At 48.6% G+C, this 23,768-nt stretch carries 25 protein-coding genes; 11 read left to right on the top strand and 14 right to left on the bottom strand.

Annotated elements, in window-relative coordinates; genetic code table 11:
- Nucleotides 1-269: 269 nt before the first annotated feature.
- The 4 genes from FIU95_RS13485 to FIU95_RS13470 all read left to right on the top strand — a co-directional run bounded on the left by FIU95_RS13485 (nucleotide 270) and on the right by FIU95_RS13470 (nucleotide 4,330).
- A complete protein-coding gene (locus FIU95_RS13485) occupies nucleotides 270-503 on the top strand; it encodes an OadG family protein (protein ID WP_152454259.1) in 234 nt (77 codons plus the stop codon).
- 56 nt (nucleotides 504-559) lie between these two features.
- Nucleotides 560-2,347, top strand: a complete 1,788-nt coding sequence (gene oadA, locus FIU95_RS13480) for a sodium-extruding oxaloacetate decarboxylase subunit alpha (protein ID WP_152454258.1) — start codon at nucleotides 560-562, stop codon at nucleotides 2,345-2,347.
- Between the two features lie 19 nt (nucleotides 2,348-2,366).
- Nucleotides 2,367-3,683, top strand: a complete 1,317-nt coding sequence (locus FIU95_RS13475) for a sodium ion-translocating decarboxylase subunit beta (protein ID WP_152454257.1) — start codon at nucleotides 2,367-2,369, stop codon at nucleotides 3,681-3,683.
- A gap of 185 nt (nucleotides 3,684-3,868) precedes the next feature.
- Nucleotides 3,869-4,330, top strand: coding sequence for a hypothetical protein (locus FIU95_RS13470; RefSeq protein ID WP_152454256.1), 462 nt, complete (start codon nucleotides 3,869-3,871; stop codon nucleotides 4,328-4,330).
- Nucleotides 4,331-4,439: 109 nt separating this feature from the next.
- On the opposite strand, the gene FIU95_RS13465 is transcribed toward FIU95_RS13470, so the two are convergent.
- The 4 genes from FIU95_RS13465 to FIU95_RS13450 all read right to left on the bottom strand — a co-directional run bounded on the left by FIU95_RS13465 (nucleotide 4,440) and on the right by FIU95_RS13450 (nucleotide 8,363).
- Nucleotides 4,440-5,165 carry a YoaK family protein gene (locus FIU95_RS13465; protein WP_152454255.1) on the bottom strand — a complete coding sequence of 242 codons (726 nt, stop codon included), beginning with the start codon at nucleotides 5,163-5,165 and terminating at the stop codon, nucleotides 4,440-4,442.
- A 75-nt stretch (nucleotides 5,166-5,240) separates the two neighbouring features.
- Entirely contained in the window at nucleotides 5,241-6,368 is a 1,128-nt protein-coding gene (locus FIU95_RS13460) for an NAD(P)-dependent alcohol dehydrogenase (RefSeq protein WP_152454254.1), read from the bottom strand.
- Between the two features lie 425 nt (nucleotides 6,369-6,793).
- A complete protein-coding gene (locus FIU95_RS13455) occupies nucleotides 6,794-7,318 on the bottom strand; it encodes a hypothetical protein (protein ID WP_152454253.1) in 525 nt (174 codons plus the stop codon).
- A 622-nt stretch (nucleotides 7,319-7,940) separates the two neighbouring features.
- A complete protein-coding gene (locus FIU95_RS13450; RefSeq protein WP_152454252.1) occupies nucleotides 7,941-8,363 on the bottom strand; it encodes a hypothetical protein in 423 nt (140 codons plus the stop codon).
- On the opposite strand from FIU95_RS13450, the gene FIU95_RS13445 reads away from it, so the two are divergent.
- Nucleotides 8,350-8,553, top strand: a complete 204-nt coding sequence (locus tag FIU95_RS13445) for a hypothetical protein (protein WP_152454251.1) — start codon at nucleotides 8,350-8,352, stop codon at nucleotides 8,551-8,553. The two genes, FIU95_RS13450 and FIU95_RS13445, sit on opposite strands and share 14 nt — an antisense overlap.
- Before the next feature lie 218 nt (nucleotides 8,554-8,771).
- On the opposite strand, the gene FIU95_RS13440 is transcribed toward FIU95_RS13445, so the two are convergent.
- The 5 genes from FIU95_RS13440 to FIU95_RS13420 all read right to left on the bottom strand — a co-directional run bounded on the left by FIU95_RS13440 (nucleotide 8,772) and on the right by FIU95_RS13420 (nucleotide 12,974).
- Nucleotides 8,772-9,296: a hypothetical protein gene (locus FIU95_RS13440; RefSeq protein WP_152454250.1), complete on the bottom strand. Its 525-nt coding sequence runs from the start codon at nucleotides 9,294-9,296 to the stop codon at nucleotides 8,772-8,774.
- 485 nt (nucleotides 9,297-9,781) lie between these two features.
- Nucleotides 9,782-10,333 (bottom strand): hypothetical protein, encoded by a 552-nt coding sequence (locus FIU95_RS13435; protein ID WP_152454249.1) that lies wholly within the window; start codon nucleotides 10,331-10,333, stop codon nucleotides 9,782-9,784.
- 482 nt (nucleotides 10,334-10,815) lie between these two features.
- Nucleotides 10,816-11,367 (bottom strand): hypothetical protein, encoded by a 552-nt coding sequence (locus FIU95_RS13430; RefSeq protein WP_152454248.1) that lies wholly within the window; start codon nucleotides 11,365-11,367, stop codon nucleotides 10,816-10,818.
- Between the two features lie 325 nt (nucleotides 11,368-11,692).
- The gene (locus tag FIU95_RS13425; RefSeq protein WP_152454247.1) at nucleotides 11,693-12,325 is read right to left on the bottom strand and encodes a type 1 glutamine amidotransferase; all 633 of its coding nucleotides are present in this window, start codon (nucleotides 12,323-12,325) and stop codon (nucleotides 11,693-11,695) included.
- Nucleotide 12,326: 1 nt separating this feature from the next.
- On the bottom strand, nucleotides 12,327-12,974 hold the full coding sequence (locus tag FIU95_RS13420) for a hypothetical protein (RefSeq protein WP_152454246.1): 648 nt from the start codon (nucleotides 12,972-12,974) through the stop codon (nucleotides 12,327-12,329).
- 139 nt (nucleotides 12,975-13,113) lie between these two features.
- On the opposite strand from FIU95_RS13420, the gene FIU95_RS13415 reads away from it, so the two are divergent.
- Nucleotides 13,114-14,016, top strand: a complete 903-nt coding sequence (locus FIU95_RS13415) for a LysR family transcriptional regulator (RefSeq protein ID WP_152454245.1) — start codon at nucleotides 13,114-13,116, stop codon at nucleotides 14,014-14,016.
- A gap of 44 nt (nucleotides 14,017-14,060) precedes the next feature.
- Here the strand turns inward: FIU95_RS13415 and FIU95_RS13410 are convergent, their stop codons facing one another.
- Nucleotides 14,061-14,678 carry a hypothetical protein gene (locus tag FIU95_RS13410; RefSeq protein WP_152454244.1) on the bottom strand — a complete coding sequence of 206 codons (618 nt, stop codon included), beginning with the start codon at nucleotides 14,676-14,678 and terminating at the stop codon, nucleotides 14,061-14,063.
- A 238-nt stretch (nucleotides 14,679-14,916) separates the two neighbouring features.
- On the opposite strand from FIU95_RS13410, the gene djlA reads away from it, so the two are divergent.
- From djlA to FIU95_RS13395, 3 genes are all read left to right on the top strand, one after another.
- Complete coding sequence (djlA, locus tag FIU95_RS13405) at nucleotides 14,917-15,699, top strand: co-chaperone DjlA (protein WP_152454243.1); 783 nt, start codon at nucleotides 14,917-14,919, stop codon at nucleotides 15,697-15,699.
- Nucleotides 15,700-15,871: 172 nt separating this feature from the next.
- Nucleotides 15,872-16,180 (top strand): BolA family transcriptional regulator, encoded by a 309-nt coding sequence (locus FIU95_RS13400; protein ID WP_152454242.1) that lies wholly within the window; start codon nucleotides 15,872-15,874, stop codon nucleotides 16,178-16,180.
- 664 nt (nucleotides 16,181-16,844) lie between these two features.
- Entirely contained in the window at nucleotides 16,845-17,735 is an 891-nt protein-coding gene (locus tag FIU95_RS13395; RefSeq protein ID WP_172975400.1) for an OmpW family protein, read from the top strand.
- Between the two features lie 96 nt (nucleotides 17,736-17,831).
- Here the strand turns inward: FIU95_RS13395 and FIU95_RS13390 are convergent, their stop codons facing one another.
- From FIU95_RS13390 to recQ, 3 genes are all read right to left on the bottom strand, one after another.
- Nucleotides 17,832-18,104 (bottom strand): hypothetical protein, encoded by a 273-nt coding sequence (locus FIU95_RS13390; protein WP_152454240.1) that lies wholly within the window; start codon nucleotides 18,102-18,104, stop codon nucleotides 17,832-17,834.
- A 133-nt stretch (nucleotides 18,105-18,237) separates the two neighbouring features.
- Nucleotides 18,238-19,749 carry a CoA-acylating methylmalonate-semialdehyde dehydrogenase gene (locus tag FIU95_RS13385; RefSeq protein WP_152454239.1) on the bottom strand — a complete coding sequence of 504 codons (1,512 nt, stop codon included), beginning with the start codon at nucleotides 19,747-19,749 and terminating at the stop codon, nucleotides 18,238-18,240.
- Between the two features lie 162 nt (nucleotides 19,750-19,911).
- The gene (gene recQ / locus FIU95_RS13380) at nucleotides 19,912-21,717 is read right to left on the bottom strand and encodes a DNA helicase RecQ (RefSeq protein WP_152454238.1); all 1,806 of its coding nucleotides are present in this window, start codon (nucleotides 21,715-21,717) and stop codon (nucleotides 19,912-19,914) included.
- A gap of 163 nt (nucleotides 21,718-21,880) precedes the next feature.
- On the opposite strand from recQ, the gene FIU95_RS13375 reads away from it, so the two are divergent.
- Nucleotides 21,881-22,318 (top strand): hypothetical protein, encoded by a 438-nt coding sequence (locus FIU95_RS13375; protein ID WP_152454237.1) that lies wholly within the window; start codon nucleotides 21,881-21,883, stop codon nucleotides 22,316-22,318.
- 2 nt (nucleotides 22,319-22,320) lie between these two features.
- On the opposite strand, the gene FIU95_RS13370 is transcribed toward FIU95_RS13375, so the two are convergent.
- On the bottom strand, nucleotides 22,321-23,112 hold the full coding sequence (locus tag FIU95_RS13370; protein WP_152454236.1) for a glutaminyl-peptide cyclotransferase: 792 nt from the start codon (nucleotides 23,110-23,112) through the stop codon (nucleotides 22,321-22,323).
- Nucleotides 23,113-23,121: 9 nt separating this feature from the next.
- On the opposite strand from FIU95_RS13370, the gene FIU95_RS13365 reads away from it, so the two are divergent.
- Entirely contained in the window at nucleotides 23,122-23,754 is a 633-nt protein-coding gene (locus FIU95_RS13365; RefSeq protein WP_152454235.1) for a DUF502 domain-containing protein, read from the top strand.
- The last annotated feature ends 14 nt before the right edge of the window (nucleotides 23,755-23,768 follow it).

Raw genomic sequence — 23,768 nt, 5'->3', positions numbered from 1 at the left:
TGCCGGGCGTAATAGGGATTGCCAGCCGCGTTCATCGCCAATTAGACCACTGCGCTCAGTCGCAGGGTACTTTGGGGTTTGTCGCGGGTGCGGCCTGGTGTTCGGCAAGTTGGAGCAAGCTGGAAATTGTGCGGAAGTTTAGCGGTGTTGTTTGGGCGTTTTTATAGGCGCCCAAGCATAGTGGCTACTTAACATGAAACGGCCACGGGCCGAAGAATAATCACCCGGATATTAACCTTGTATTATCCGAAGGCTTAGGGGGATATAGAGTGCAAGATACGCTACTTCAACAGGGGTTGGACATTACCCTGTTCGGTATGGGAATTGTTTTTACCTTCCTGCTGTTACTGGTGATAGGCACCGGCATCATGTCCCGAATTATTACCCGCCACTTTCCTGAAGCGGAGCCAGTCGCCTCACCGCCCGCTAGTAGCAGCGATGACGATGCCCGCTTGCACGCCATTATCAAGGCGGCCATCGAACAACACAGAAAAAAACGTTAATCGCTAAATTTCGCTTCACGACAACATCCAATAATTTCTGCCGAGAGAGATAACCCATGACTGAGGTTAAAAAGCCATTGGGGATTACCGACGTAGTCCTGCGTGACGCCCACCAGTCACTGTTCGCCACCCGCATGCGACTGGACGATATGCTGCCCATTGCAGAAAAGCTCGATAAAGTCGGCTTTTGGTCGCTGGAATCCTGGGGCGGCGCCACCTTCGATGCCTGTATCCGCTACCTCGGCGAAGACCCCTGGGAGCGGATTCGCGAATTAAAGAAAGTCATGCCCAATACCCCGCAGCAAATGTTGTTCCGTGGGCAGAATATCCTGGGTTATCGCCACTACGCCGATGATGTGGTGGAAAAATTTGTCGAGCGCGCCGCAGTGAATGGGGTGGATGTCTTCCGCGTGTTCGATGCCATGAACGATATGCGCAACCTGAAGACCGCCCTGGCCGCAGTAAAAAAACAAGACAAGCACGCTCAGGGCACTATCTCTTATACCGTGAGCCCGGTGCACACTATGGACCTGTGGGTGGACCTGGGGCGCCAGATTGAGGATATGGGGGCGGACTCCATTGCCATTAAGGATATGGCCGGCCTACTGCGCCCCTACGAAGGTTACGATCTGGTAAAGCGCCTTAAAGCGGCGGTGGATATTCCCATCCACCTGCATTGCCACGCGACCACGGGGCTTTCTATTGCCACCGCGCTCAAATGTATTGAGGCGGGTGTCGACAATGTGGACACCGCCATCAGCTCCATGTCCATGACCTATGGCCACAGCCCCACCGAAACATTGGTCGCCATGCTTGAAGGCACCGAGCGGGATACCGGTCTGGATATTAATCTGCTCGAAGAAATTGCCGCGTATTTCCGCGAGGTACGCAAGAAGTACGCGAAATTTGAAGGTTCCCTCAAAGGTGTGGACTCGCGTATTTTGGTCGCTCAAGTGCCTGGTGGCATGTTGACCAACATGGAAAACCAGTTGCGCGAGCAGGGTGCGGGCGAGCGCCTGGATGAGGTGCTCGAAGAGATTCCCCGGGTGCGCCAGGACCTGGGCTATATCCCCCTGGTAACGCCCACCTCGCAAATTGTAGGCACCCAGGCGGTGTTAAACGTGCTGACCGGCGAGCGCTATAAATCTGTTTCCAAAGAAACCGCAGCCGTTTTGAAAGGGGAATACGGTGCGACCCCTGCTGAAGTAAATCAGGAGCTGCAGGTAAAAGTATTGGAAGGCGCAGCGCCAGTGACCTGTCGCCCTGCGGATTTGATCGCTCCAGAGTTGGACAAGCTCACCCTGGAACTACAGGAAAAAGCTGGGGAAGAAGATATCGCCCTAACCAATGGCGAGGGTGAGATTGACGATGTACTCACTTATTCACTCTTCCCGCAAATCGGCCTCAAATTCCTGAAGAATCGCGGCAACGCTGAGGCTTTTGAGCCAGTGCCAACAGGCAATGAAAACAGCGCAGTGAAAAATGATAAAGGGGAAGAGGTTTACACGGTCACCGTGGAAGGCCAGAGCTACACCGTAATGGTGGCCGATGGTGGCGACCTGACCAATATTGCCCCGGTGGGTGCGGCTGCCCCTACAGCCAGCCCAACCAGTTCGGCTCCTGCCACTGGCGGTGAGCCGGTCAATGCGCCCCTCGCGGGCAATATCTTCAAGGTCATGGTAAAGCCCGGTGACAAGGTCACCGAAGGCCAGGCCATTATTGTGCTCGAAGCCATGAAGATGGAGACCGTTGTGAGTGCGCCGCGCGGTGGCAGTGTTGCCAGCGTAGCGATTAAAGAGGGCGATTCCGTGGCGGTGGGTGATGCCCTGCTGTCCATCGCATAGTTTGGGGTAGGAGTCGCAAGTGGATAATTTACTCACGCTTTGGCAATCCTCCGGCATCGCGCAAATGATGCCGGGGCAGCTGGTCATGATCTTTGTTGGATTGGGGCTGCTGTTTCTGGCTATTCGCAAAAATTTCGAGCCACTGTTGCTGGTGCCAATTGGCTTCGGCGGTATCCTGGCCAATATTCCCGGCGCAGATCTGGCACTCTCTGCGGCAGAGACCGCATTGGCCCAGGGGAATACGGTAATTCTTGCCCAAATGGCCCAGATCCTGGGGCTGGATACCGGCGCCAGTTTCAGTGACTTAAAAGCGGCCTTGGGTGCTGCCCCAGCTGCGGTACAGCTACAGGCTGCGGAGTTTGCCAGTGATGCCGGTTTTAGCAACGGCATGCTGTACAACTTTTATTCCGTGGCCATTGCCTCGGGTGTGGCCCCGCTGGTGATTTTTATGGGGGTGGGGGCCATGACCGATTTCGGCCCGCTACTCGCTAACCCGCGCACCCTGTTCCTGGGGGCGGCCGCACAGTTCGGTATCTTTGCCACCGTGCTGGGTGCCGTCGGGCTCTCGGTTGCGGGGATTATGGACTTCTCCATCGCCGATGCTGCGGCTATCGGTATTATCGGCGGTGCGGATGGCCCCACGGCAATCTATGTTTCCAGCATTTTGGCTCCTGATTTACTCGGTGCGATTGCGGTGGCAGCCTACTCCTATATGGCATTGGTACCCATGATTCAGCCACCGATTATGCGCGCACTCACCACCGAGCAGGAGCGCAAAATTGAGATGGTGCAGCTGCGCCATGTGAGCAAGCGCGAGAAAATTACCTTTCCGCTGTTGCTGCTGATTCTGGTTGCCCTGTTCCTCCCTGCTGCTGCGCCGCTGTTGGGAATGTTCTGTTTCGGTAATCTGATGCGGGAATGCGGTGTGGTGTCTCGCCTTTCGGATACTGCTCAGAATGCGCTGATCAATATCACCACGATTTTCCTGGGCCTTTCGGTTGGTTCCAAACTGGCCGCAGATAAGTTCCTCGACCCCAAAACCCTGGGAATCCTCGCCTTGGGTATCGTGGCATTTGCGATTGGTACCGCCGCAGGGGTATTGATGGCGAAACTGCTCAATGTCTTCAGCAAGCACAAGGTAAACCCGCTTATCGGTTCTGCCGGTGTATCTGCCGTGCCCATGGCTGCGCGGGTATCCAACAAAGTAGGGCTTGAATCCAATCCGCACAACTTCCTGCTGATGCACGCCATGGGCCCGAATGTGGCTGGGGTGATTGGCTCTGCGGTTGCGGCGGGGGTGATGATCAGCATGGTGCGCAGTTTAACTGGCGGTTGATTGAGTCAATCAAAAGTGACTATCGAAAAGGCGAGCTTCGGTTCGCCTTTTTTCTTACAGGGCTTAACGTCTTGAGATTAGCTGACACCCTCCCTCGATAAGATTCATTTTGAGTTAAGGTTATCTGCGCTATATTCCTCCCAGCATATTGACTTGTGATAAGAAATTTTACTGGAAGTAAGACCATGCGTAGTTTGCCCCTTTTGATTTCCCTCGCTCTTTTCTCCACCCCGCTACTGGCCCACGACAATCATCGCACCGCTGAAGATATCCACGAGATCAAAAGAGAGGTGGTAAAACTTCGCAAAGAAGTCCATGCCCTGAAGGATGAAAATCAAGAAGCGGCTGAAATGCGCAAGCTCAAAAAAGAGGTTGTCAGGTTGCGCAAGGATATCCGCTCCATGCAGGATCTGATTCTGGATTTGCAGGCTCTGGTTGAAGCACAGTCTAAAAATCCCCATCCTGATGTGGTTCTCCAGCCAGTGAAGGAGCGCCCCCGATGGGCTTGTTATATGAAAGATGTACGCGCTGGTGGGATGCACTCCAAAGGCTTTTCAGAAGTAGAGGCAAAAGGCAAGTTGCTTGAAACCTGCTCCACACGGGGTGGCGTTTGTTTTGAGAATAGAATTACTTGTTCAGCGGAATAACTCGGGCTTCTATAAGTATTAGGCGGTGGGGCTTTGGGTATTGTCTTCCATTTGTCCCAGTGCCTCTTCAGTATCTTTGGCTAGATATCCCTGCTCACCACCCAATGCATCAGGAAGTCGCGGTGGGAGGCCTTTCTGCTTTCAGGCTTAATAGAGCTGTCAATAAAACCAGCAATACAGGCAATAAGAGAGAGGGGAACCCCCACATCTTGTAGCCCACAGTGCCGAGCGTCACACCAAGGATAAAGCAAAAAATTACCCCAAAATAATATTTAGCCTTGGTAGATGCCTGTGGATAGGGCGCTTCCCCAGTACTTTTGTATGCTCGATGGTTGTCCAGCATTTCAAGGGCGGCAGCGAAGAGGTTGGTGGAGTTGCCCGTCATAAAGTGAGTGGGCGCTTTCTTATTGAGCACCCTGAAAAAGATGGTGCTGTGTAGAGACATGGCGGCAACTGCGAAGAAAGAAACCAAGAAAGTGTTTGCAGCGTAGGGTGACGTGAGTGTTCCCACGTAGCTACCCAAAATGAAAAATAAAAACATCAAACAACTCTCTATAAACAGCATGACAGTTGCTGTATTCCTTTTTTGCAGGTTCAAAATCTTAATGAGATAGATCCAAAAGATCTGCAGGAAGATAAAGGCTGAGAGAATAAATAGCTTGATAATGTAGTTTGGATTGTTACTGGCAAAGTCGGTAATTGAGAGCACAATGGTGCCGGTGATAAATGTGGTAAAGCTGGTAAACAAGCCCAAAACACAGACAGCCTCAGCAAAACCAGCCACAAATGCGAGGATATATTCAATGTTCATTGTGGCATGAGGCGTTTCATTCATGCTCTAGCACCCTCTCAAGCATATGAGAAGCACCTGCTGATATTGTCTGCTTCAAGAGGTTCCTGGGCACAGGCGCTAGGAAAACCGCACCACAGGTTTTAAAGTTAACCCCTTCTCGCTGTCTTCAGCGGCCTGGTTAATCTGAGAAAAATCGTAGAACTTAATAAGCTTATCGAATGGGAAGTGGCCGGCCATATAAAGGTCGATCATAGTGGGAATAAACTGATCCGGTAGGCTGTCTCCTTCAACCACGCCGCGCAGCGTTTTGCAATTGTTGAGCAGGTCCATGGGGTCCAGTGTGAGCTTCTCGCCGGGTTTCGACAGTCCGATAATCGCCCCCTCTCCACGGCTGCGCAAACATTCGATCATGGTATTGATCACTGCGGGGATTCCTGTGGCGTCAAGGGCAAACTCTACGCCTTTGTCGGTAATTGCCCTGATTTGTTCTGCAACCTTGCCCTGGGTACTGTCGATTGTGTGGGTGGCGCCCACTTCCATCGCCAGTTTCAGCCTTGAGGGAAGGATATCCACAGCGATAATGGTAGTGGCCCCCGCCGCCGATGCGGCCATCACTGCAGCCAAGCCCACGGCGCCTGCGCCAAAGGCAGCAAAACTCGAACCGGGGGCCACCTTGAGTGAATTTAAAACGGTGCCGGCACCCGTTTGAATGCCACACCCTAATGGACCCAATAACTCCAGGGGAGCATCTTTGCGCACCTTAACCACGTTTTGCTCATTGGCTACCGCGTACTCGCCAAAGGAAGATTGACCAAAGAAGCGGTCGTTAAGTGTCCCTCCCTGCTGATCGGCAAGGGCGTGGCTGCCATCTATGCGATGCCCGGAGAAGTTTCGATCGCGAAAATTTTCGCAGCAGGCCGGGTGGCCGGAAATACACTCTCTGCAACTACTGCATGAGAGGAAAGTTAAGACAACATGATCCCCAGGGGTCACCTTAAGTACGCTATCACCAACCGCCTCTACCACTCCTGCGCCCTCATGCCCCAATACAATAGGGTGCGGAACTAAATAATCCTGATCCCGGGCAATCATATCGGTGTGGCAAATGCCGGTGGCGACGATTTTAACCAGCACTTCATTTTCTAGTAGCTCGGTCTGCCTCACCTGTTCTAATACGAAAGGGCTGCCCGCTTTCCTGACTACTGCTGCGGTGAATTCATTGCCAACTCTATGAGTGCCTGTCATTTTTTCTCTCGCTTAGTGGTGTTTCTTGTGCAATGGCAAAGATTTAGGCGCTTCTTCCTTGCCGGATTATTGGATTGCTTATTTCAAGACTAGATGGGTAAAAATAAGAACACCAAGCTGATTGATCTACACAAGAAAGCTGTCCGGTCAATTTTCAATTTCAAAAGAAGGATACATTTAATTGGAAATGTTTAAGTGTTAAGGGGTTAACTCATTTGAAAATTTTGGTGTGCATCAGTGCATGTTTGTATTTAATATTCATAATTTAAAAGGTATAGGTGAAAAACTTTCTTTACTTTGATTTTTGTTAGGGTACAGCCCTGCTTCATACCTTAGTTAAACGTTGTTTCTAACAATGGTGAAGAAGCGGGGCTGTCCAACCCGCTATTTAATATTGGCTATCTGTTTATTCAGGCTTTAATGATTTACTGTGACTCCACAGTAAGCATCAAGGTGCCCATAAAGGGAGCCATGTCCGCTACAGGTTCCCACGCTGAAGCAGGAATGAATATATTAAAAAGAGCGTTGTCATCGGCGCAATTCACTGCTTGGAGTGTATTGTTCATAACTGGTACGTTGGGTTGTACCAATGTAGGGGCTGGTCCCGAAGTGGCATTTAGAAAAGAGACCTGATAATTTAGTGTTGAGGTACCTGTACCTTGTAGGGTAAACGGATTGCCTGTACCTGTGCCCACACCCGCAAATGTAATACTAAACTGCGTAAAACCGCTGCCAGCAACGCAGAAAAAATCTGTTTGTTGAGCGGCTTGCCCCTGCATGGGGGCTAGATTTATATTGCCAACGTTTTCTATTGTGATAAATTCATTGACAGTCAGTGTTATCATGCTTTGTGCGCTATCCGATACTTGGGATAGTGCAGATGTGGAGGAGCCGAGTGCCAAAATAAAAAGAGCTGCCGGTAATGTTAACTTGGGGGTAAAATCATTCATCAGATACTTCCTTGCGCAAAAAACTACAACACTTCTGTTGAAAAAACCAAAGCAAAAAATTCAAATTGCTTTGGTGTGAAAATAATAGTCATTAATCTAAGGTTGGGTTTTTGCTCGGTCTTTTTTTAGGTGGCTTTAAGTGAATGATTATGGATTATGAGAAAATTTTCCTGCTTTTAATGGGTTTTTTAGTGAGCTTGGACAGCGGTGAGGGTCGTCTTGCAGGGGCTAAAATGCAGCATCAGATTTAATGGCTGGTGCAGCATGGTCGAGTTCTATTTGTTCACGGAGTAAGCATTGTTTGGGCTCTCGTTAATTTTCAGGGGTGGTTATATCAGAAGTGACATTATTATCAGCACAATTGGTTGCTTAAAGTATATTGTTGGGAATAGGTATGCCTGCCATCGCGTTCTCGGGGACATTTTCATCAATTTTTAGAATACGTCAGAATTCTATTTTGGCGTAGCTTATGGTAAATGGCCCGATATCGAGAGTTAATTGATAATATTAAATCTTTATTTTTCAATAGGGTAAGCCTATCTGATTTATAGTTGCTTTTAAGGCGCCAGACCAGAGGCACGCTCTGGCCTAGCGATATTATTAATTTTTCTGGGGGAATAGTTTATTGGCCTTGTACCATGAGTTCCAGCATGCCAGTAAATGGCCCATCGTTCTGTCTGCCATTCCATATAGAAAATGGAATTTCAACCACAAATCTTGTGTTGAGCACGGTGGGATCACACATGGTATCCAGAACCGGGTTACCAGGAATTTGGGCTCCAGGAGTTACTGTCTGTCCGGTTCCCCCTATTGTGTTGAAAAAGGTTACGTTATATGGAATATCCGGCGTTGAGTTACTGCTCATCAATGTAAAAGTTGATCCCATAGGGTTGGTAAATGTAATAGCGTAGGCACCAAAAGTTCCACCAACACAAAAGTCATCAAAGCCTGTTGCGGGATCACCAATGTTGGGGTCTATGATATCAACGTTACCAACATTGGCTATATCAATGAATGGGGCTTGATTAAAGATGAGTTGGATCACACTGGTTTCCATATCCGTATTTTGGGATAGTGCCGATGTGGAAGAGCCGAGTGCCAAGCTAAAAAGAGCTGCCGATAATATGGACTTGGGGGTAAAAGGATTCATCAGAGACTTCCTTGCGCAAAAAAACTACAACGCTTCTGTTGAAAAAACAAAGCAAAAAACTCAAATTGCCTTGGTTTTAAAATAATAGCCAGTAATCTGAGATTGGATCTTTGGTAGGTCTGTTTCTAGGTTGCTTTAAGTGAAGACCTGTGACTTATAAGAAAACTTTCCTACTTTTAGTGAGTTTGTTTTTTAGATGAGTCGAGATGGTGGCAGAGTACATCTCTTAAAAGGTTAAAATGCTGCACCTGAGTTAATATCTGGTGCAGCATGGTCGAATACTATTTAGAGTAATGTGTTGAATTATTCTGATTCAACAGTGATCATTAGCGTGCCCATAAATGGAGCCATTCCGGCTACAGGTTCCCACTGAAAAGAGGGGATTAAAATATTAAAGAGGGCGTTATTATCTGCGCAGTTGCTTGCCTGAAGTGTATTGTTGGTTATAGGGATGCCGGGCATTGCCGCTGTAGGAGCTGGTCCTGAGGTGGAATTTAAGAAATTGACTTGGTAGCCCAGTGTAGTGCCACCCATGCCCTGTAAAAGAAATGGTGATCCTGTGCCTGTGCCGACTCCTTCAAAAGTAATGCTAAACGTCGAAAAACCACTGCCGGCAACACAGAAAAAATCAGTCTGTTGAGCGGGCTGTCCTGGGTTTGGGTTCAGGTTTATATTATCAACGTCTTCTATCACAATAAACTCATTGACAGTCAAAGTAATCATACTTTGCGCGCTATCTGAGACTTGGGATAGTGCAGTTGTTGCAAAGCCAAATGCTAGGCCGGCAGCGGCAAGAGATGCCAGTAATTTTGGTGCGATAATCTTCATAAGTAAATTCCTTTTACATAAGAGTCCACAATACCTGTACTTGAAGCAGCCCCAAAGCTACAAACTACAAGAGGGTGTTTAGTGCGTAAGTACGAGTATAAAAAGGTTAGCTGTTAAATTGGGAGGGTGCTATGTATGGTTTTTTCTTCTAAGTAAAAACAGGAAATATATACTAGTGTTTGAGAATAATTTCCTGTTTTTTTAGTTGGGCTTACTGTCAAGAATTTCCTTCTGTCGTGGTTGTGATTTTTTTAGGGTGGTTTTGTGGAGGATATGTGGGTTGGTTTGGAGCTGCGTTTGACAATTTATTTGTATGCTGAGGTTGCTTTCAATTTAATAGTTTTTGTCTGCGGCTAAGATTTTCATTGGGTGTGTCTGGAGGTAACTCTTGAATCTTCTGTTTTTTATCTTGAATTCTGCGCCAGAATGCATTTCTGGCGCAGTTTTTAATTGGCAAATAATTTTAAAGGATTATTAAGAGAGCTTTAATCGGCCTCTACCGTAATCATTAGCTGCCCTACAAAAGGTGAGTCATTCTCTCTATTGTCCCATTCAGGGAAGGGGATTTGAATGGTAAATTTGGCATTCTCATCCGTAAGGTTATTACAGGCGGATGCTTCGATCGAATTTCCTGGGATGGAGTCATTGGGCGTGGCCGGTATTGTTCCGGGTCCTGGGCCGTTATTGTTTTTAAAGAATACCTCATAGTTAATGGGTGGGGAGCCAGGGTTTGATTGTGAGGTTAACTCAAACTGTGGTCCTGTGGTGGCTGGATTGACAAAAGTAATACTGTAGTTATTAACGCTGCCCGTTCCGGCAACACAGAATGATTCATCAGCCGTTGCGTCCATTCCAGGAACAGGATTATTAATGTTTACAGGATCAACAAATGCAATATCAATACTATCCATTTGCATCAACATCAGTGTTATGGTGGTAGTCTCGCTGTCGGTTTGAGCTAGCGCCGATGTAGCTGAGCCGAACGCAAGTCCAGCAGCGGCTATGGTGGTCAGTAGTTTAGGGGCGAAGTACTTCATAAAAATCTCCCTGTTACATAAGATCAGTCAATGACTGTGTTAAAAACAACTCCGAAGCTAAGAAGTGAGGATGCTTGGTGAGTAACTCTTGGTATAAAAAGACTAGTTGTTGATCTGGAAGGGGGCACGCTATGATTTCTGATCTAAGTGATTTCGGGATAAATTTACTACGTGTTGAGAATAACTTCTTATTGTTGTAGTGGGGGTGTGGCAGGTAAATTTATTTTTGATCGCTGTAAATATGAACTCTTCTATCAGGTGGATTTTTCTGGTGTGGTTTATATGAGTGTTTTTTTAGAGGATGTTTATTGAGATATGCTTTGGTGAAGTGAAACTTGATAACAGGGTGTATGGTGACTATCAATGTTTTTCTTCATGGGTCGTATTAAAAGGCGTTTTTAGGTTTGTTTCTTTCCTTGTTTGAATGCTACGCCAGAAATGTATTCTGGCGTAGCTAGCGGCATTAAAGTTTGAGTAAGAGATTATTCGGCCTGTACCGTGATTTCTAACAAACCAGTAAATGGCGCGTCGGGCGCTCTACCAGCCCATTCTGGTTCTTGAATTTCAATGCTAAATTTTGCGTTGTCCATTGTTGGGTCCATGCACATGGGGGTCTGTATCATGTTTCCAGGGTTAAGGTTGTCAGGAGTAACAGGTATGCCCATTCCCGGGCCGGCGTTGTTTTGAAAGAAGACTTCATACATTATTGGTGGTGCGCCAGGCACGGATGAATCTAACTCAAATGGTCCTCCCACTGGGTTCGCTGGGTTACTAAAAGTGATGCCAAAATTTGGGAAGCCCATTCCAGCAACGCAAAATGTATCTTCAGCGAGGATGGGGCCCGGGGTGCCATCTGGTGGCGCTATGAGGTTAAGATCATTCACAAAAGCGATATCAATAACTTGCGTACTCATATAGTTCAGTGTGATAACGCTAGTTTCGCTGTCCGTTTGGGATAATGCAGATGTGGCAGAGCCGAGGGCCAGGGCGGCAGTGGCTATGGATGCCAGCACCTTTTGGCTTAAAATCTTCATGTAAACTTCCTTGTACAAAACAATAACATTCATGTTAAAGAAAAAGCCAAGACCAATCCTTGGTGAGCATGCCAGGAGAGAATGTCTTGGCTAAAAAATGATAGCCGCTAAAAGTAAAAAGAAAGATTGCTTGACTGTTTTATCGATAAATTCAGGAAGTATTTACTAATTTATGATAGTAATTTCCTATTTCGAGTTGCGTGTTTTGGTTTTTCTTTGTTTGAGGATTAAGTTGGGCGGGAGCTTGTATGGTTGGCTTCGTGTCTTTACAAGGCGGTTATTTTGTTCTGTTCTTTGACTCTTTTTTCATTCAAGTTTTTGTTGATTACTTAATAAAATGATTGTTTAGAATTGCAAACAGCGCCTTGCGGCTGGCTAAGTGATTCTTCGCTGGCGATTCGTATTTTTGCATATGCTCTGGAAAGAGTTGTGCGACTTTTTGTTGTGACCACTCCAGGTGAAACTGCAAGCCGAGGATATTATCTCTGTATAAAAATGCCTGGTTCGGGCAGAGTTTGGAGCTTGCCAGGCGCTTGGCCCCTTTAGGGATTTCAAAATAATAACTATGCGCCTGAAAGACTTTTTCTATGGCGGAGGGCTTTTCAGCTATCCAGTCAATAGAGTGCCAACCTATTTCTTCCTGCTTCATCGGCTTAACACCCGCTCCCAGTGCGTGCGCGAGTATTTGTGCCCCCAGACAAATACCTAAAAAGGGTATTTGCTGTTGAATAGCACTTTTTACCCATTGAATTTCGTCCGCGAGCCATGGTAATAACTTGTGGTCTTTAACATTCATCATTCCACCCAAAAGGATGACGCCACTAAAGCCATTTTCTGGCAATACAGACTTTTGCGGGTTAATAATGGTTGTTGGTATCTGGTGCTGGCTTACCCAGTCGGCAATATATCCGGGGCCTTCATTGTCTTCATGCTGAATAATAAGAATTGGATGCTGCATCTTATTGAAAGTCCTGTTTTTCCAGGTAGAGCTGCCGACGAAATACAATCCCCGCTTCTTTAAGGCTTTCAGGCCAGTGGGTTTCAGAGATAGGGTGTTTACTGTCAGTGTTGATAGTATTGGGAGCAGATGGGTCGGCAGTAACTTCCAAAATCTGGTCAAAACTAGGAGGGGATGCTATTTCGTGGATAAGCAGGCTTGTTGAATTTAAATGCACCAACCGGTAGTGACCGTTCTCTTTGCGAGTGAGGGGTAGGTCTAGTAACTTTTTGGCAACCCTGAATGGAATAGAGTTCAGCTGAACTTTTCCATCGCGCTCAAAGTGGCCATTAAAAACTTCGCCGGTAAAAAAGCCTAAATCGCCGTTGCGCAGGTGGTTTAAAGAGAACACTTCGGGCTTGAGTGAAATGAGCGGTGTCTTCTGAGCCAGTTCAGCAATGGCTTTTTCATTCTCTGATTCCAGCGCGAGAATAACCTGGTGTCCATGGCGCTTGCCGTGAAGCGGCATATGGGAGGCAATGAGTTGCCCTTTAATAGAAAATAGCGCCATACCATGAGTGCCGTTTGAATCGTCTGCAAACGTTAATGCTGCTGCCATGGATAAGGCTGCCGAGATACCTAATCTCCAGAGTCGAGAAAGTTTGCCCATCAGTCTGTGCGTTCCTAGTGGCGGGGCCGCTAGATAGGAAGCTTCTTGCTATTTAACGGACCCAAAAGCTTGGTGTTTTGCGATTCTAAACGTACATTAGTTACCAATCGATTCAGTGTTGGTAGTTTTTGATTCCAAAATGGAAATAGAAGATCTAGAAAAGTTTCTTGTTATTGCCGCAACAGAAAACCTGCAGCGCTCGGCGGACCGCTTGGATACTACCCCTGGGGGTTTGAGTAAGGTTTTACGCCGTCTGGAAAAGGCGTTAAACACGCGTTTATTCGACCGGGTGGGCAAACAAATTCGGCTCAATGATGCGGGGCGTCGATTACAAGGGCGAGCCGCTGAGATCACGGCTATCGCGCGACAGGCCCAGGCTGAACTCAGCGGGCTGGGCAATTTGCCCGAGTGTCGGGTGGCAGCGCCTGCCGTCATACAATTGACTTGGGCCGCCTCTATCCAACATAAGTTGGCAGAAAGACACCCAAATGCCCGCCTTTCATTCACTTCTGCCTATGAATCCTTGGCGCTGAGTATGCTGGTCAGAGGGGAGGTGGACTTGGCCATAATCACCGGTGCGATATTGGGCCAGGTACCTATCCAGATAACGACCTGCATGCTGGGTGTAGAAACTCTGTGTATCGTTGCGGGCCCAGGTCACCCGTTAGCATCTGGTCAATGGTCAAAATCAGGGGTGCCAATTGATGTTGTTCAACAATACCCCTTTGCCGCACCGAGAATCTCTCCATTTTGCGGTGAGGAGAGAGGCATTGGCAGTGATGGTTGGGGGGAAAACCTACCTGCCAGAAAGCTTCAGGTCATAGTGAATGACTATGGGGTGCTTAGCCGCCTGATTAAAACGGGTCAGTTTCTCGCTTTGCTGCCAGAGGCCCTTGTTGAGGATGTCGGTGGGGCAAAAATACAGGTTGTCGGTGAATTTGTAGAGCCTCAAGAAGAGCTTTTTATCGCCTGGAGGGGAGGTCATAAGGGGTGGCTGGATGACTTGGCCCTGGCTTTATCGGGAGTAGAGGGGCTTAAATAGTGCCCCTTTAACCCTTGTTTTATCAACCTTCTTCCCGCTGGAAGTTAATCTGAAGGAGCCGGTGGTGGACAAGGTGTTCCTGCGGCTATCCAGCCTTTTAATGCTTCCACCAGTTTTTGGTGGGGAATATTGACGGGTTCTCTCTTGCCACCAGGGTTCCAGCCCCATAGCGCGAGGGGATTCTCACTCATAAATTGCATTAATTGCTCCGGGGAGCGGCCGCCATTATCTTGGGGGGTAGTCAGCAGCTTGCAGATTTGGGCCGATGACATACCAGACCAGTTAAGGCTGATGGGTGCCATAGCCCAACCCGGAGCTCCGGGCGCTCCAGTCACTGGATTGTTCTGGTTGGAGTGGCAGTTACTGCAGCGCATTGTGCCCAGACCCATGTTATCGGGCCCCCGCTCTACGCGGGGTACATGGGGGGAGCCTTGGTTAATAAGGGGCAATTCCAGCTGGTGACAATTCAAACAGCGGGGGTGAAGGAGTACTTCAACAATGGTTTCCCAGTCCTGATGACCAGTGGTATCAACCTTACTAGATTGTGACCCGTTAGCCTGATTACTCGTATCCTGCCGGTTTCCGCACCCTGTAAAAACCAGCAATATAAGAAGGCTCATTGTTAAATGGCGCAATAAGCCTGCCACTCGCCGCAGTTTCATTTAGCCTTTCCTCATTTCCTATGAGAATGCCCTGTACATCATTGTGGCAGATAGAGGGAGACAGTTAGGAAACTAAATGTACCTGACAGGGATCAAGGTGACGCCTTGAGGAAAAGTACGCTTGACTTTTTAGTCACGTCTTTCGGCTGACGTTCTCTTACACGTGGTAAGATAGCCGGGATTTAACAGTTTGATTTAGATGATATTGGGGCGCTGATTGGCGCTCGGAGGAGAGAGTATGTCCTGGTTAGGGGCGGGAATTGGTGCCGGATTCGGTTTTATGTTTGGAGGCCCTATTGGTGCGGCCTTGGGTGCCTGGATTGGTAGCTCCTTTGGATCTGGCCTAAAGCGTTTGGGTGGTGCAGCTGCGGTCCTAAATAGAGAGGGCGCCCAGAAAATTTTTATTGTTACCTTATTCTCTATGCTGGCCAAGATGGCCAAGGCAGATGGACAGGTGTCCAAGGCGGAAGTGCAGCTGATCGAAGATTTTATCCAGAATAATCTTCGCTTAGGCGCCGAGGATCGCAAGCATGCAATCCGAATTTTTGAGAATGCGAAGACGGATAAGTACAGCATTTACGATTATGCAAAACAGTATCGTGTGTTGGTCCAAAACCAGGCGATGCGGGAGATGGTTTATCGCCTTTTATTTGCCGTTGCTTACGCCGATGGTGAGTTGCATTCCTCTGAGGAAGCGATTCTCAGGAAAATTACTGCGGATTTGGGCTTGCATGAATCACTCTTTGAGGCCATGCAAAATCAATTTGGGCACGGAAGGGGAAGCAGTGCTTCTGAGCTTCAACAGCATTACGCAGTACTTGGCTGCTCAGAGGAAACCAGCGATAAGGATTTGAAGTTGGCCTATCGCCGTAAGGCGGCTGAGTATCACCCCGATAAAATGGCATCTAAGGGGCTTCCCGAGGAATTTATGCGTCATGCTGAAGATCAGATGAAGAGCATTACCGTTGCGTATGAAGCAATTGTTGAAGCCCGGAAGAGCAAGGCAAAAGTTGCCAGTTAATCGCCTTGCTTAGGCGGTTCGACTTGGAATGCTCAGCAGGTGGAAAAGCCTGCTAGCCTTCCGGCTGTTTCTTCCCGTCAGCTGTTGGTAGTACATAAATATTTTGTTTCAACTTATTGTCAAATTAAAAAGTCTTAAGAATTAACCAGAATAAAATTTGTAAAGAGAGTTTATGAGTCTTGCAAAGCAGATCGAAGAAAAATTAACTACGAGCTTTCACCCTCAATTCATTGATGTCCAATGTGAAAGCCATTTGCATAATGTCCCAGCGGGATCTGAAATGCACTTCCGGGTGGTATTGGTGAGTGAGGCCTTCGAATCAATTCGAAAGGTCCAGCGTCATCAAAAAGTGTATGCCGTTCTCGCTGATGAAATGGCTGGCCCCATTCATGCCTTGGCGCTCCATACCTATGCACCGGATGAATGGGAGGGCGACGCTCCAGAGAGCCCTGAGTGTCAGGGTGGTAGTAAGAAAGGGTAAGTCGCAGCAGGCTATATCAAGAAGCTATTTCCGCATGGTGATTACTTGAAGTTCGTAGGGTTCAGTGACACCCACCCCTGAGAAGAGTGTTTTTTAGAGGGAAGAGGTTTCTAAAAACTAGGCTGCTCTGACCCAATTTAGGGCAGCCTTATTATGTGTTCGTAAATTTAAATCTCCCCAAGTGTATCCATACGTTTTTTATTGCCACGCTTTTAGTCCCTTGGTGAAGAAAAATTCAACTCCGATTTTCAAGAGTGTATTTTCTGATGGTGTGGAATCTGCTTATTTTTTTTGAAAGCTTATTTTTTCCAGCTAAAAGTAAGATGTGGGATTTTCTGCCAATTCTATTTTGGGTCTTTTGATTCATTCCATTTTTAATTTTTAGGCACTCTATTGTGTCAGTACCCAATTGGAATTTGGATCAATACTCGTTGTCCAACTTTCACCTGAATAAATGCTGTGGGCGTTAAACTCCTTATCAGATTAAGATCTGATTGTTAAATTTCGCGTCAAAAGATCTTATCAGTGCCATAAAAACGTAGAATTATATTTGGGCGCCAACATTTGTTTGTTTTTTCAACATCTGTGATTTCGTGCGACTAGACTGACCATTGATTGGGCTGATTGCTGTTTGATCTGCTGAATTTCAATGGAGTTACCACAAATGAAGATGACGCGTATTCTGATCCCCGTTATGACGCCCCTCGCCTTAGCAATCTCTAGTGTCGCTTCGGCAGGACCTGCTGGCTATGCCCCACCACCCCCTCCTACCCAGGAGTTCAAGATCCGGATTGGCGGGGCTTACTGGTCACCAAACTCTGACAATGTAACCTTTGCTGATCGGTGGTTACGTTATCATGATGATGATGATGATGATTTCAATCGTTTCCGTGATTGGGGTGCTTTCAGAACCAACCTTGACCCTGATGGTGAATGGGGTTGGTTTATTAATGCTGAATGGAAGCCGACAGATCACTGGGGTGTTTCCCTGAGTTACCAGCAAGGTGATCGCCATACCGGTGGTAGCCGCGATCCTTGGCTGTGGCGCTTCTGGGATGATGATTGGGATGACGATCTATTTGATCGCCGTCGCGGTGATTTTGCCCGCTGGAAGCCCCAAACCACGGCTGCATACCTGAACTGGTATCCACTGGATCCCAGCTGTCTGGTGCAGCCCTACATGGGCATCGGTATTAACTATACCGACTTCAGTGATGAGCGCCTCAGACATTGGGGTTTCTGGTATGAGGATGATGATGCGAACCTAATCTGGCGCGACTGGGATGGCCGCGTGAACTTCGGCGATAGCTGGGGATATACATGGCAAATTGGTGTTGATTTCACCTTTGGCCATGATAGTAGCTGGCTGATTAATGTGGCTGCTATTTACTATGATGTAACCACAGACGTTGAAGTGGATACCTTTAATCGCCGCTTCTTTGATGATGATGACGATTTTAACCGCTGGTGGGAGCACAGATTCGGAGGTGACTACGAGTTTGATCCCTGGGTATTCAACATCGGTGTAGGCTATAAGTTTGATTTCAATTGGTAATCAATCTTATCCTTTAAAAAGGGGCGCGCTGCGCCCTTTTTTGTTGGCTTTATAAATTATTTGAGATTTGGGGCGATTTTTCTGAACTGAACAGTTTTAACCTAGTTTTCTACCGTACCTGCTGCATTTATTCTTCCTAAACTTATCTCTGTATTGCCGAATTTTTCTCTTCCACTCATCCATTTTTTTACCTGAACCTCCCTTTTTTCTTTTGTCTTGATACTGCTCAATCTTATTGTTCCAATTTTGGCACTGCTTCAGAGTCGCACTTTGTGCTATGGGTATTGAGGGTATGGCGGTGGAAAGCAAGAAAAACAGGATGGCTGTAGATGCTTTAATTATTGTTTTGTTGCTAGGTCTCTTGGACATTTCTATCTCCTTGGATTTAAGGCTTTCGTTATTGCCGATACATCAAGGGAGGCAGGTTTAGTTTGGGTGGGATTAGATTGATATTTTTTTGCTGGTGGAAGGGGCGGATATCCGCCCCAGATTTTATCTCTAATTAGCCATTGCTTGGGAAGCTGTATTGTGCCCCTTCTCTTACTCCGCTGGCAGGCCAACGCTGGGTGATCGTTTTACGCTTGGTATAAAATCGTACTGAATCTGGCCCATAAGCGTGCAGGTCCCCAAATAGGGAGCGCTTCCAGCCACCAAAACTATGATGTGCTACAGGCACGGGTAAAGGTACATTGATGCCCACCATGCCCACTTTAATATTGTCACTAAAGTAACGGGCAGCTTCCCCATCTCGAGTAAATAGGCAAGTACCATTGCCGTACTCGTGAGCATCAATGATATCCATCGCTTCCTGCATGGAATCTACACGCATTACACAGAGTACTGGGCCAAAAATTTCACTGCGATGTATGGCCATCTCTTGGGTAACACGATCAAACAGGCAGGCTCCTAGGTAATTACCACTTTCGTAGCCTGGAACCTTCCTATTACGGCCATCCACTACCAGTTCCGCGCCCTCTTCGATTCCGGCAGTGATTAAGCCCTCTACCTTGTTTAGGTGCGCTTGGGTAACCAAAGGTCCCATATCGTTTTGGTTGTTCATGCCATCGCCAATCTTTAGTTGGGCAATTTGTTCTTTAAGCTTTGCTACTAAAGTGTTGGCTGTTTCATCGCCAACCGCAACGGCTACAGAAATAGCCATGCAGCGCTCGCCACAGGAGCCATAGGCAGCACCCATTAATGCGGCTACTGCGTTGTCCAAGTCGGCATCCGGCATCACGATGGCATGATTCTTTGCGCCGCCAAAGGCCTGAACTCTTTTACCGTGGGCAGTACCTGTGGTGTAGACATATTCTGCAATGGGCGTTGAGCCTACAAAGCTTACCGCTTGAATACGCTTGTCGGTTAGCAATGTGTCCACGGCCTCTTTATCGCCGTTAACAACATTTAAAACCCCGGCAGGGATGCCGGCCTCGATACCCAGTTCGGCAATAAATAGGGCGGAGGAAGGGGTGCGTTCTGAGGGTTTTAAGATAAAGGTGTTGCCGCAGGCAATCGCCATTGGCCACATCCATAGAGGTACCATGGCGGGAAAGTTAAACGGGGTAATTCCCGCACAGACGCCTAGAGGTTGAAACTCACTCCAGGAGTCAATCGCTGGGCCTACGTTCTTACTGTGCTCGCCTTTGAGCATCTCTGGTGCAGAGCAGACATATTCAATATTCTCAATGCCCCGCTGCAGCTCACCCATGGCATCATTGAGGACTTTACCGTGCTCCAGAGTAATCAGTTCACAGATTTTCTCCGCATTCTCCTCCAGCAGATCGCGCAAACGGTACATGATACGCACGCGCTTTGCTGTGGGCAGGTTACGCCAGGCGGGGTAGGCAGCTTCTGCCGCAGAGATTGCCTCTTCAACGGTGTCTTTGCTGGCCAGCGCGACTTTACCGATTTTTTCATTCGTTGAGGGGTTGGTTAGGTCTTGTAGCCGAGGGCGCTGGGACGAATCGTCGCTGGTAGATAGCTTGCCATTAATCAGGTGACCAATAACTTTCATGGGTTCCTCTCACTGGGGGGTTATACGTTATTTTTTTACCTCTTTGTGCCTTTGTAACACAGGTCACCCCAGCTGGGAAAATCCACCAGATGCTGGAGCTTGGAATAAAAGGCTCCATTTGAGCTGTTTATTTTTTTTATAATTTTTATTGGTTAGTGGTACTTAATTGTGTTTGGGGAAGTCCCTAAGTACGGCGAGAAAAGCATCGCCAAAACGTTCCAGTTTACTATCGCCAACACCGGAGATGGCTAGGAGTTCACTGCGGGTTTGGGGGTGTGCTTTTACCATCCCACGCAAGGTGGCATCGTGAAAGACGACATAAGGCGGTACCCCGCGCTCTTCGGCCAGTTGTTTGCGGCAGCTGCGAAGCGCCAGCCAGAGAGGTTCCTCTTCCGGGTCAAGATCTTCCAGAATTGCCGCATTTCGGGTTTGGGCACGAGGGGCTTTCTTGGGGAGTTTACGCAGTTGCAGCTTTTCCTCTCCGCGCAGTAATGGGCGGCAGTTTTCTGTGAGTCTGAGTCCCTGGAATTCACCTTCAACGTCCAAATAGCCTCTTACAATCAGTTGCCGTACCACAGCTCTCCACTCACTGCTGCTGAGATCTTTGCCAATACCATGGGTGGTGAGCTGATCGTGATTGAATTTTCGCACCTTTTCATTATCGGAACCGCGCAGTACGTCAATCACATGACTGGCTCCAAAGCGTTGACCGGTTCGGTACACACAGGAGATCAGTTTGATGGCGGCTTCGCTGCCATCCCAGGTGGCGGGTGGCTCCAGGCAGATATCACAGTTGCCACAGGGTTGCTCGAGAGTTTCAGCAAAATAGTGCAACAGTGCTTGGCGTCTGCAACTGGTCATTTCACATAGGCCCAACATGGCGTTGAGTCTTGTGCGCTCGAGGCGTTTGTGTTCCTCGCTACCTTCTGAGGATTCCACCATTTGCCCGAGTTTGACCACATCTTCCAGGCCATAGAGCAGTAGTGCTACAGAGGTTTCTCCATCGCGCCCAGCCCGACCGGTTTCCTGATAGTAGGCTTCGACACTTTTGGGCAGGTCGAGGTGTACCACAAAACGCACATCGGGCTTGTCGATGCCCATCCCGAAGGCAATGGTGGCGACAACAATCACCCCTTCCTCGCGCAAAAAGCGGCGCTGATGTTCTGCGCGGGTTTCCGCCGGTAGGCCCGCATGGTAGGGGAGGGCGGTAAAGCCCTGCTGGCTGAGCCACTCGGCGGTGTTTTCCACTTTGGCGCGTGACAGGCAGTAAACCACTCCAGCCTGGCCCTCCTGCCCGTTTTTCAGAAATTGCAGGAGTTGTTTACGTTGATTGTCCTTGGGCTCGATTCGGTATTGGATATTCGGACGGTCAAAACTGCTGACAAAATGCCGGGCGCTCTCCAGATTGAGGCGCTGGGCTATCTCCGCACGGGTACGTTTGTCCGCCGTGGCAGTCAGTGCTATTCGTGGCACCCTGGGAAACTGCTCGTGCAAACAGCTGAGTTGCAGGTAATCCGCACGGAAGTCATGACCCCACTGGGAGACACAGTGAGCCTCGTCAATGGCAAACAATGAGAGTTCGACACGCTGTAAAAGCGCCAGTGTTCTAGGTTGTAACAGGCGTTCCGGGGCTAAATAGAGTAAGTCGAGCTCGCCGTGTAGCAGCTGGCTTTCTATGGCCTGGACTTCGTCGTAGGAAATGGAAGAATTCAGGTAGGCGGCTCGAATACCAGCCTCTTGTAATGCCTCCACCTGATCCTGCATCAAAGCGATTAATGGAGATATCACCACGCCGCAGCCGTGTCGGGCTAGGGCTGGAATCTGGTAGCACAGGGATTTGCCGCCACCGGTGGGCATAAGCACCAGGGCGTCATCGCCGGCCATGAGTGTCTCAATGACTTCTTCCTGAGGGGCGCGGAAGTGGGTATAGCCGAAGATGTGTTCGAGAATATGTTGTGGGGAATTCATGGCGGCGGAGTATACCCCGCGTAGCGACTTTGTGCGGTGGGTTTATAGGGTGGGTTGCCTTGAAATACAATGCAATGGCAGCTTATAAGTTGTGACAGAATTCACGGGTTATAATCACATTTCACCTCGCATCTCATCACAGCGGTCGCCTAAGGATAGGTCTATGCGCACTTTGATCGTGCTTTTTGTGTTGTGGTTGACAGTTCTGGCCGGGCTTTTCGGCTGCTCCTCTAGTACTAGTACTCCGCGTACACTTGTGCAGTCTGTTGTGGCGGACACGCATCTGGGCTGGCGCCCGGCTCCGGAGAATCAGTTGGCATTTTCTCTAGCCACCGCCTCTGGTGTTGCACAGATTGAGCTACAGCCGCTGCCTGACCAGTTTACCCTGGTAACGCTAGAGCTTCTCGGTATGCGCAATGTCGAGGGAATTCAGTGGCAGGATGAAAAGGGTGAGTCCACCATGCTTTACGATGGACAGGCTGGGCTTGATGGTGTCAGCTTGCAAAGTCGGGACCACGGCTTTCACCTGCAGTTGCAGCTCTCCTCAATGGATTATTTACGTAACGGTGGGGTTTTGACAGTTATTGATCGTAGGCACTGAACTCAATGGTCTGTGCTTTTAGTAAAGCCCAGGCCCTGAGGCCGGATGAGGTAGAGTTGTTTCCAGAATTTCCCCGTCACCCAGAGTCCATTTCGGTTTTTATCCCAAGCGATGCCATTGGCCACAGTGTCCGGGTGTTGGAGTACATCCGGATTAAGCCGACCTAGATCGATAGCGCCACGTACTTCACCTCTCTTGGGATCTATGGCGATGATGCGACTGTCTTGCCAGATATTGGCCCAGATCAAGCCCTCGGCAAATTCGAGCTCATTCAGATTCGACCAGATTTCTCCCGCCCCATGTACCTTGAGCTGACGCTTGACCTCAAAGGTGTCGGGATCGCGAAAGGTCAGTTTATTGCTGCCATTACTCATAATCAGGGATTCGCCATCGCTGGTAAGCCCCCAGCCCTCGCCACTGTATTGCTTAACCCCTAAATGCTGCAGATCACTGGCGCTGTAGATATGCAATTCACCGGCTTTATAGGTAAGTAGGTAGAGCTTATCGCCCAAAACGGTAAGCCCTTCGGCAAACAGCCTGCCCGGTAGCCATTTGCGCCTTACAGGTTTTTCGCTGGGGTCGGTATACTCGGCGAGCCAAGAGCGGCGGTAGAGGCCACTGCTTTCCCACCAGCGTTGGCCGTCGAAATAGAGTCCCTGGGTGAAATGATCCCCACCCCGTTGGCGCTCCTCCAGAATGGAGAAGGGGGTTGCCTTTAGCTGTGCTTGTGCTGCTATTGGCAGCAGGCAAGATAAGAGCAGCGGTATCCAGCTGCGGAGAGTAAGTCGGTACATCAATTATCTATGACCAGAGTAAAAACCTTTATTACCTTGACCCTTTTGGGTGGTTTGGCGGTGGTGCTGCCCATCGCAATCTTAGTACTTTTATTCCAGTGGTTGTTAGGCCAGGTCAGTGAAATTGTCGCCCCCGCCGTTACTTGGCTGGAAGCGAATACAGAATTCAAGGATACCCTTGCCAAGCTTGTGGTGATAGCGCTGATTCTGGGAGGCTGCTTCTTGATTGGCCTGCTAGTGAAAACCAGTATCGGCAACTGGCTGCATCGCCATGTTGATCATTGGCTCGGTCGCCTGGCACCAGGGTATAGCACCATTAAAGATTTGGTTGTGCAATTTATTGGCGGTGGTGGTGAGGGGGTACTTTCTGGGCCTGTGGCACGAGTGCGCATCCATGGTGCGGATAATCCGCTCACGGTGACGGCGATTGTGACCTCTCAGCACGCCAATGGCGAGATGACGGTTTACGTACCAACGGCTCCAGTGCCCACATCGGGATTTGTTTTCCATGTGCCTGCGGAATGTGTGGAAATACTGCCTGGCGTAAGCGTTGAAGCGGCCATGAAAACTATCGTGGCCTGTGGGGCCGGCAGTGCCAGTCTGTTGGCCTCACCGGGGAAAACGAAAGCAGAGAAAGCTTAAAGCAGGGGATATCT

Origin of the sequence: Microbulbifer sp. THAF38, from assembly GCF_009363535.1 — a bacterium.
Lineage (GTDB): Bacteria > Pseudomonadota > Gammaproteobacteria > Pseudomonadales > Cellvibrionaceae > Microbulbifer.
The sequence above is the reverse complement of the archived record's forward strand: the minus strand, read 5'-3'. Positions and strand labels throughout refer to the sequence as shown.

What these genes read in the sequence shown, in the direction of transcription:
- oadA (WP_152454258.1), top strand. Translation starts at nt 560, where the DNA reads ATGACTGAGGTTAAAAAGCCATTGGGGATTACCGACGTAGTCCTGCGT.
- FIU95_RS13470 (WP_152454256.1), top strand. Translation starts at nt 3,869, where the DNA reads ATGCGTAGTTTGCCCCTTTTGATTTCCCTCGCTCTTTTCTCCACCCCG.
- FIU95_RS13465 (WP_152454255.1), bottom strand. Translation starts at nt 5,165, where the DNA reads ATGAATGAAACGCCTCATGCCACAATGAACATTGAATATATCCTCGCA.
- FIU95_RS13460 (WP_152454254.1), bottom strand. Translation starts at nt 6,368, where the DNA reads ATGACAGGCACTCATAGAGTTGGCAATGAATTCACCGCAGCAGTAGTC.
- FIU95_RS13455 (WP_152454253.1), bottom strand. Translation starts at nt 7,318, where the DNA reads ATGAATGATTTTACCCCCAAGTTAACATTACCGGCAGCTCTTTTTATT.
- FIU95_RS13445 (WP_152454251.1), top strand. Translation starts at nt 8,350, where the DNA reads ATGAGTTGGATCACACTGGTTTCCATATCCGTATTTTGGGATAGTGCC.
- FIU95_RS13440 (WP_152454250.1), bottom strand. Translation starts at nt 9,296, where the DNA reads ATGAAGATTATCGCACCAAAATTACTGGCATCTCTTGCCGCTGCCGGC.
- FIU95_RS13435 (WP_152454249.1), bottom strand. Translation starts at nt 10,333, where the DNA reads ATGAAGTACTTCGCCCCTAAACTACTGACCACCATAGCCGCTGCTGGA.
- FIU95_RS13430 (WP_152454248.1), bottom strand. Translation starts at nt 11,367, where the DNA reads ATGAAGATTTTAAGCCAAAAGGTGCTGGCATCCATAGCCACTGCCGCC.
- FIU95_RS13425 (WP_152454247.1), bottom strand. Translation starts at nt 12,325, where the DNA reads ATGCAGCATCCAATTCTTATTATTCAGCATGAAGACAATGAAGGCCCC.
- FIU95_RS13420 (WP_152454246.1), bottom strand. Translation starts at nt 12,974, where the DNA reads ATGGGCAAACTTTCTCGACTCTGGAGATTAGGTATCTCGGCAGCCTTA.
- FIU95_RS13415 (WP_152454245.1), top strand. Translation starts at nt 13,114, where the DNA reads ATGGAAATAGAAGATCTAGAAAAGTTTCTTGTTATTGCCGCAACAGAA.
- FIU95_RS13410 (WP_152454244.1), bottom strand. Translation starts at nt 14,678, where the DNA reads ATGAAACTGCGGCGAGTGGCAGGCTTATTGCGCCATTTAACAATGAGC.
- djlA (WP_152454243.1), top strand. Translation starts at nt 14,917, where the DNA reads ATGTCCTGGTTAGGGGCGGGAATTGGTGCCGGATTCGGTTTTATGTTT.
- FIU95_RS13400 (WP_152454242.1), top strand. Translation starts at nt 15,872, where the DNA reads ATGAGTCTTGCAAAGCAGATCGAAGAAAAATTAACTACGAGCTTTCAC.
- FIU95_RS13395 (WP_172975400.1), top strand. Translation starts at nt 16,845, where the DNA reads ATGAAGATGACGCGTATTCTGATCCCCGTTATGACGCCCCTCGCCTTA.
- FIU95_RS13390 (WP_152454240.1), bottom strand. Translation starts at nt 18,104, where the DNA reads ATGTCCAAGAGACCTAGCAACAAAACAATAATTAAAGCATCTACAGCC.
- FIU95_RS13385 (WP_152454239.1), bottom strand. Translation starts at nt 19,749, where the DNA reads ATGAAAGTTATTGGTCACCTGATTAATGGCAAGCTATCTACCAGCGAC.
- recQ (WP_152454238.1), bottom strand. Translation starts at nt 21,717, where the DNA reads ATGAATTCCCCACAACATATTCTCGAACACATCTTCGGCTATACCCAC.
- FIU95_RS13375 (WP_152454237.1), top strand. Translation starts at nt 21,881, where the DNA reads ATGCGCACTTTGATCGTGCTTTTTGTGTTGTGGTTGACAGTTCTGGCC.
- FIU95_RS13370 (WP_152454236.1), bottom strand. Translation starts at nt 23,112, where the DNA reads ATGTACCGACTTACTCTCCGCAGCTGGATACCGCTGCTCTTATCTTGC.
- FIU95_RS13365 (WP_152454235.1), top strand. Translation starts at nt 23,122, where the DNA reads ATGACCAGAGTAAAAACCTTTATTACCTTGACCCTTTTGGGTGGTTTG.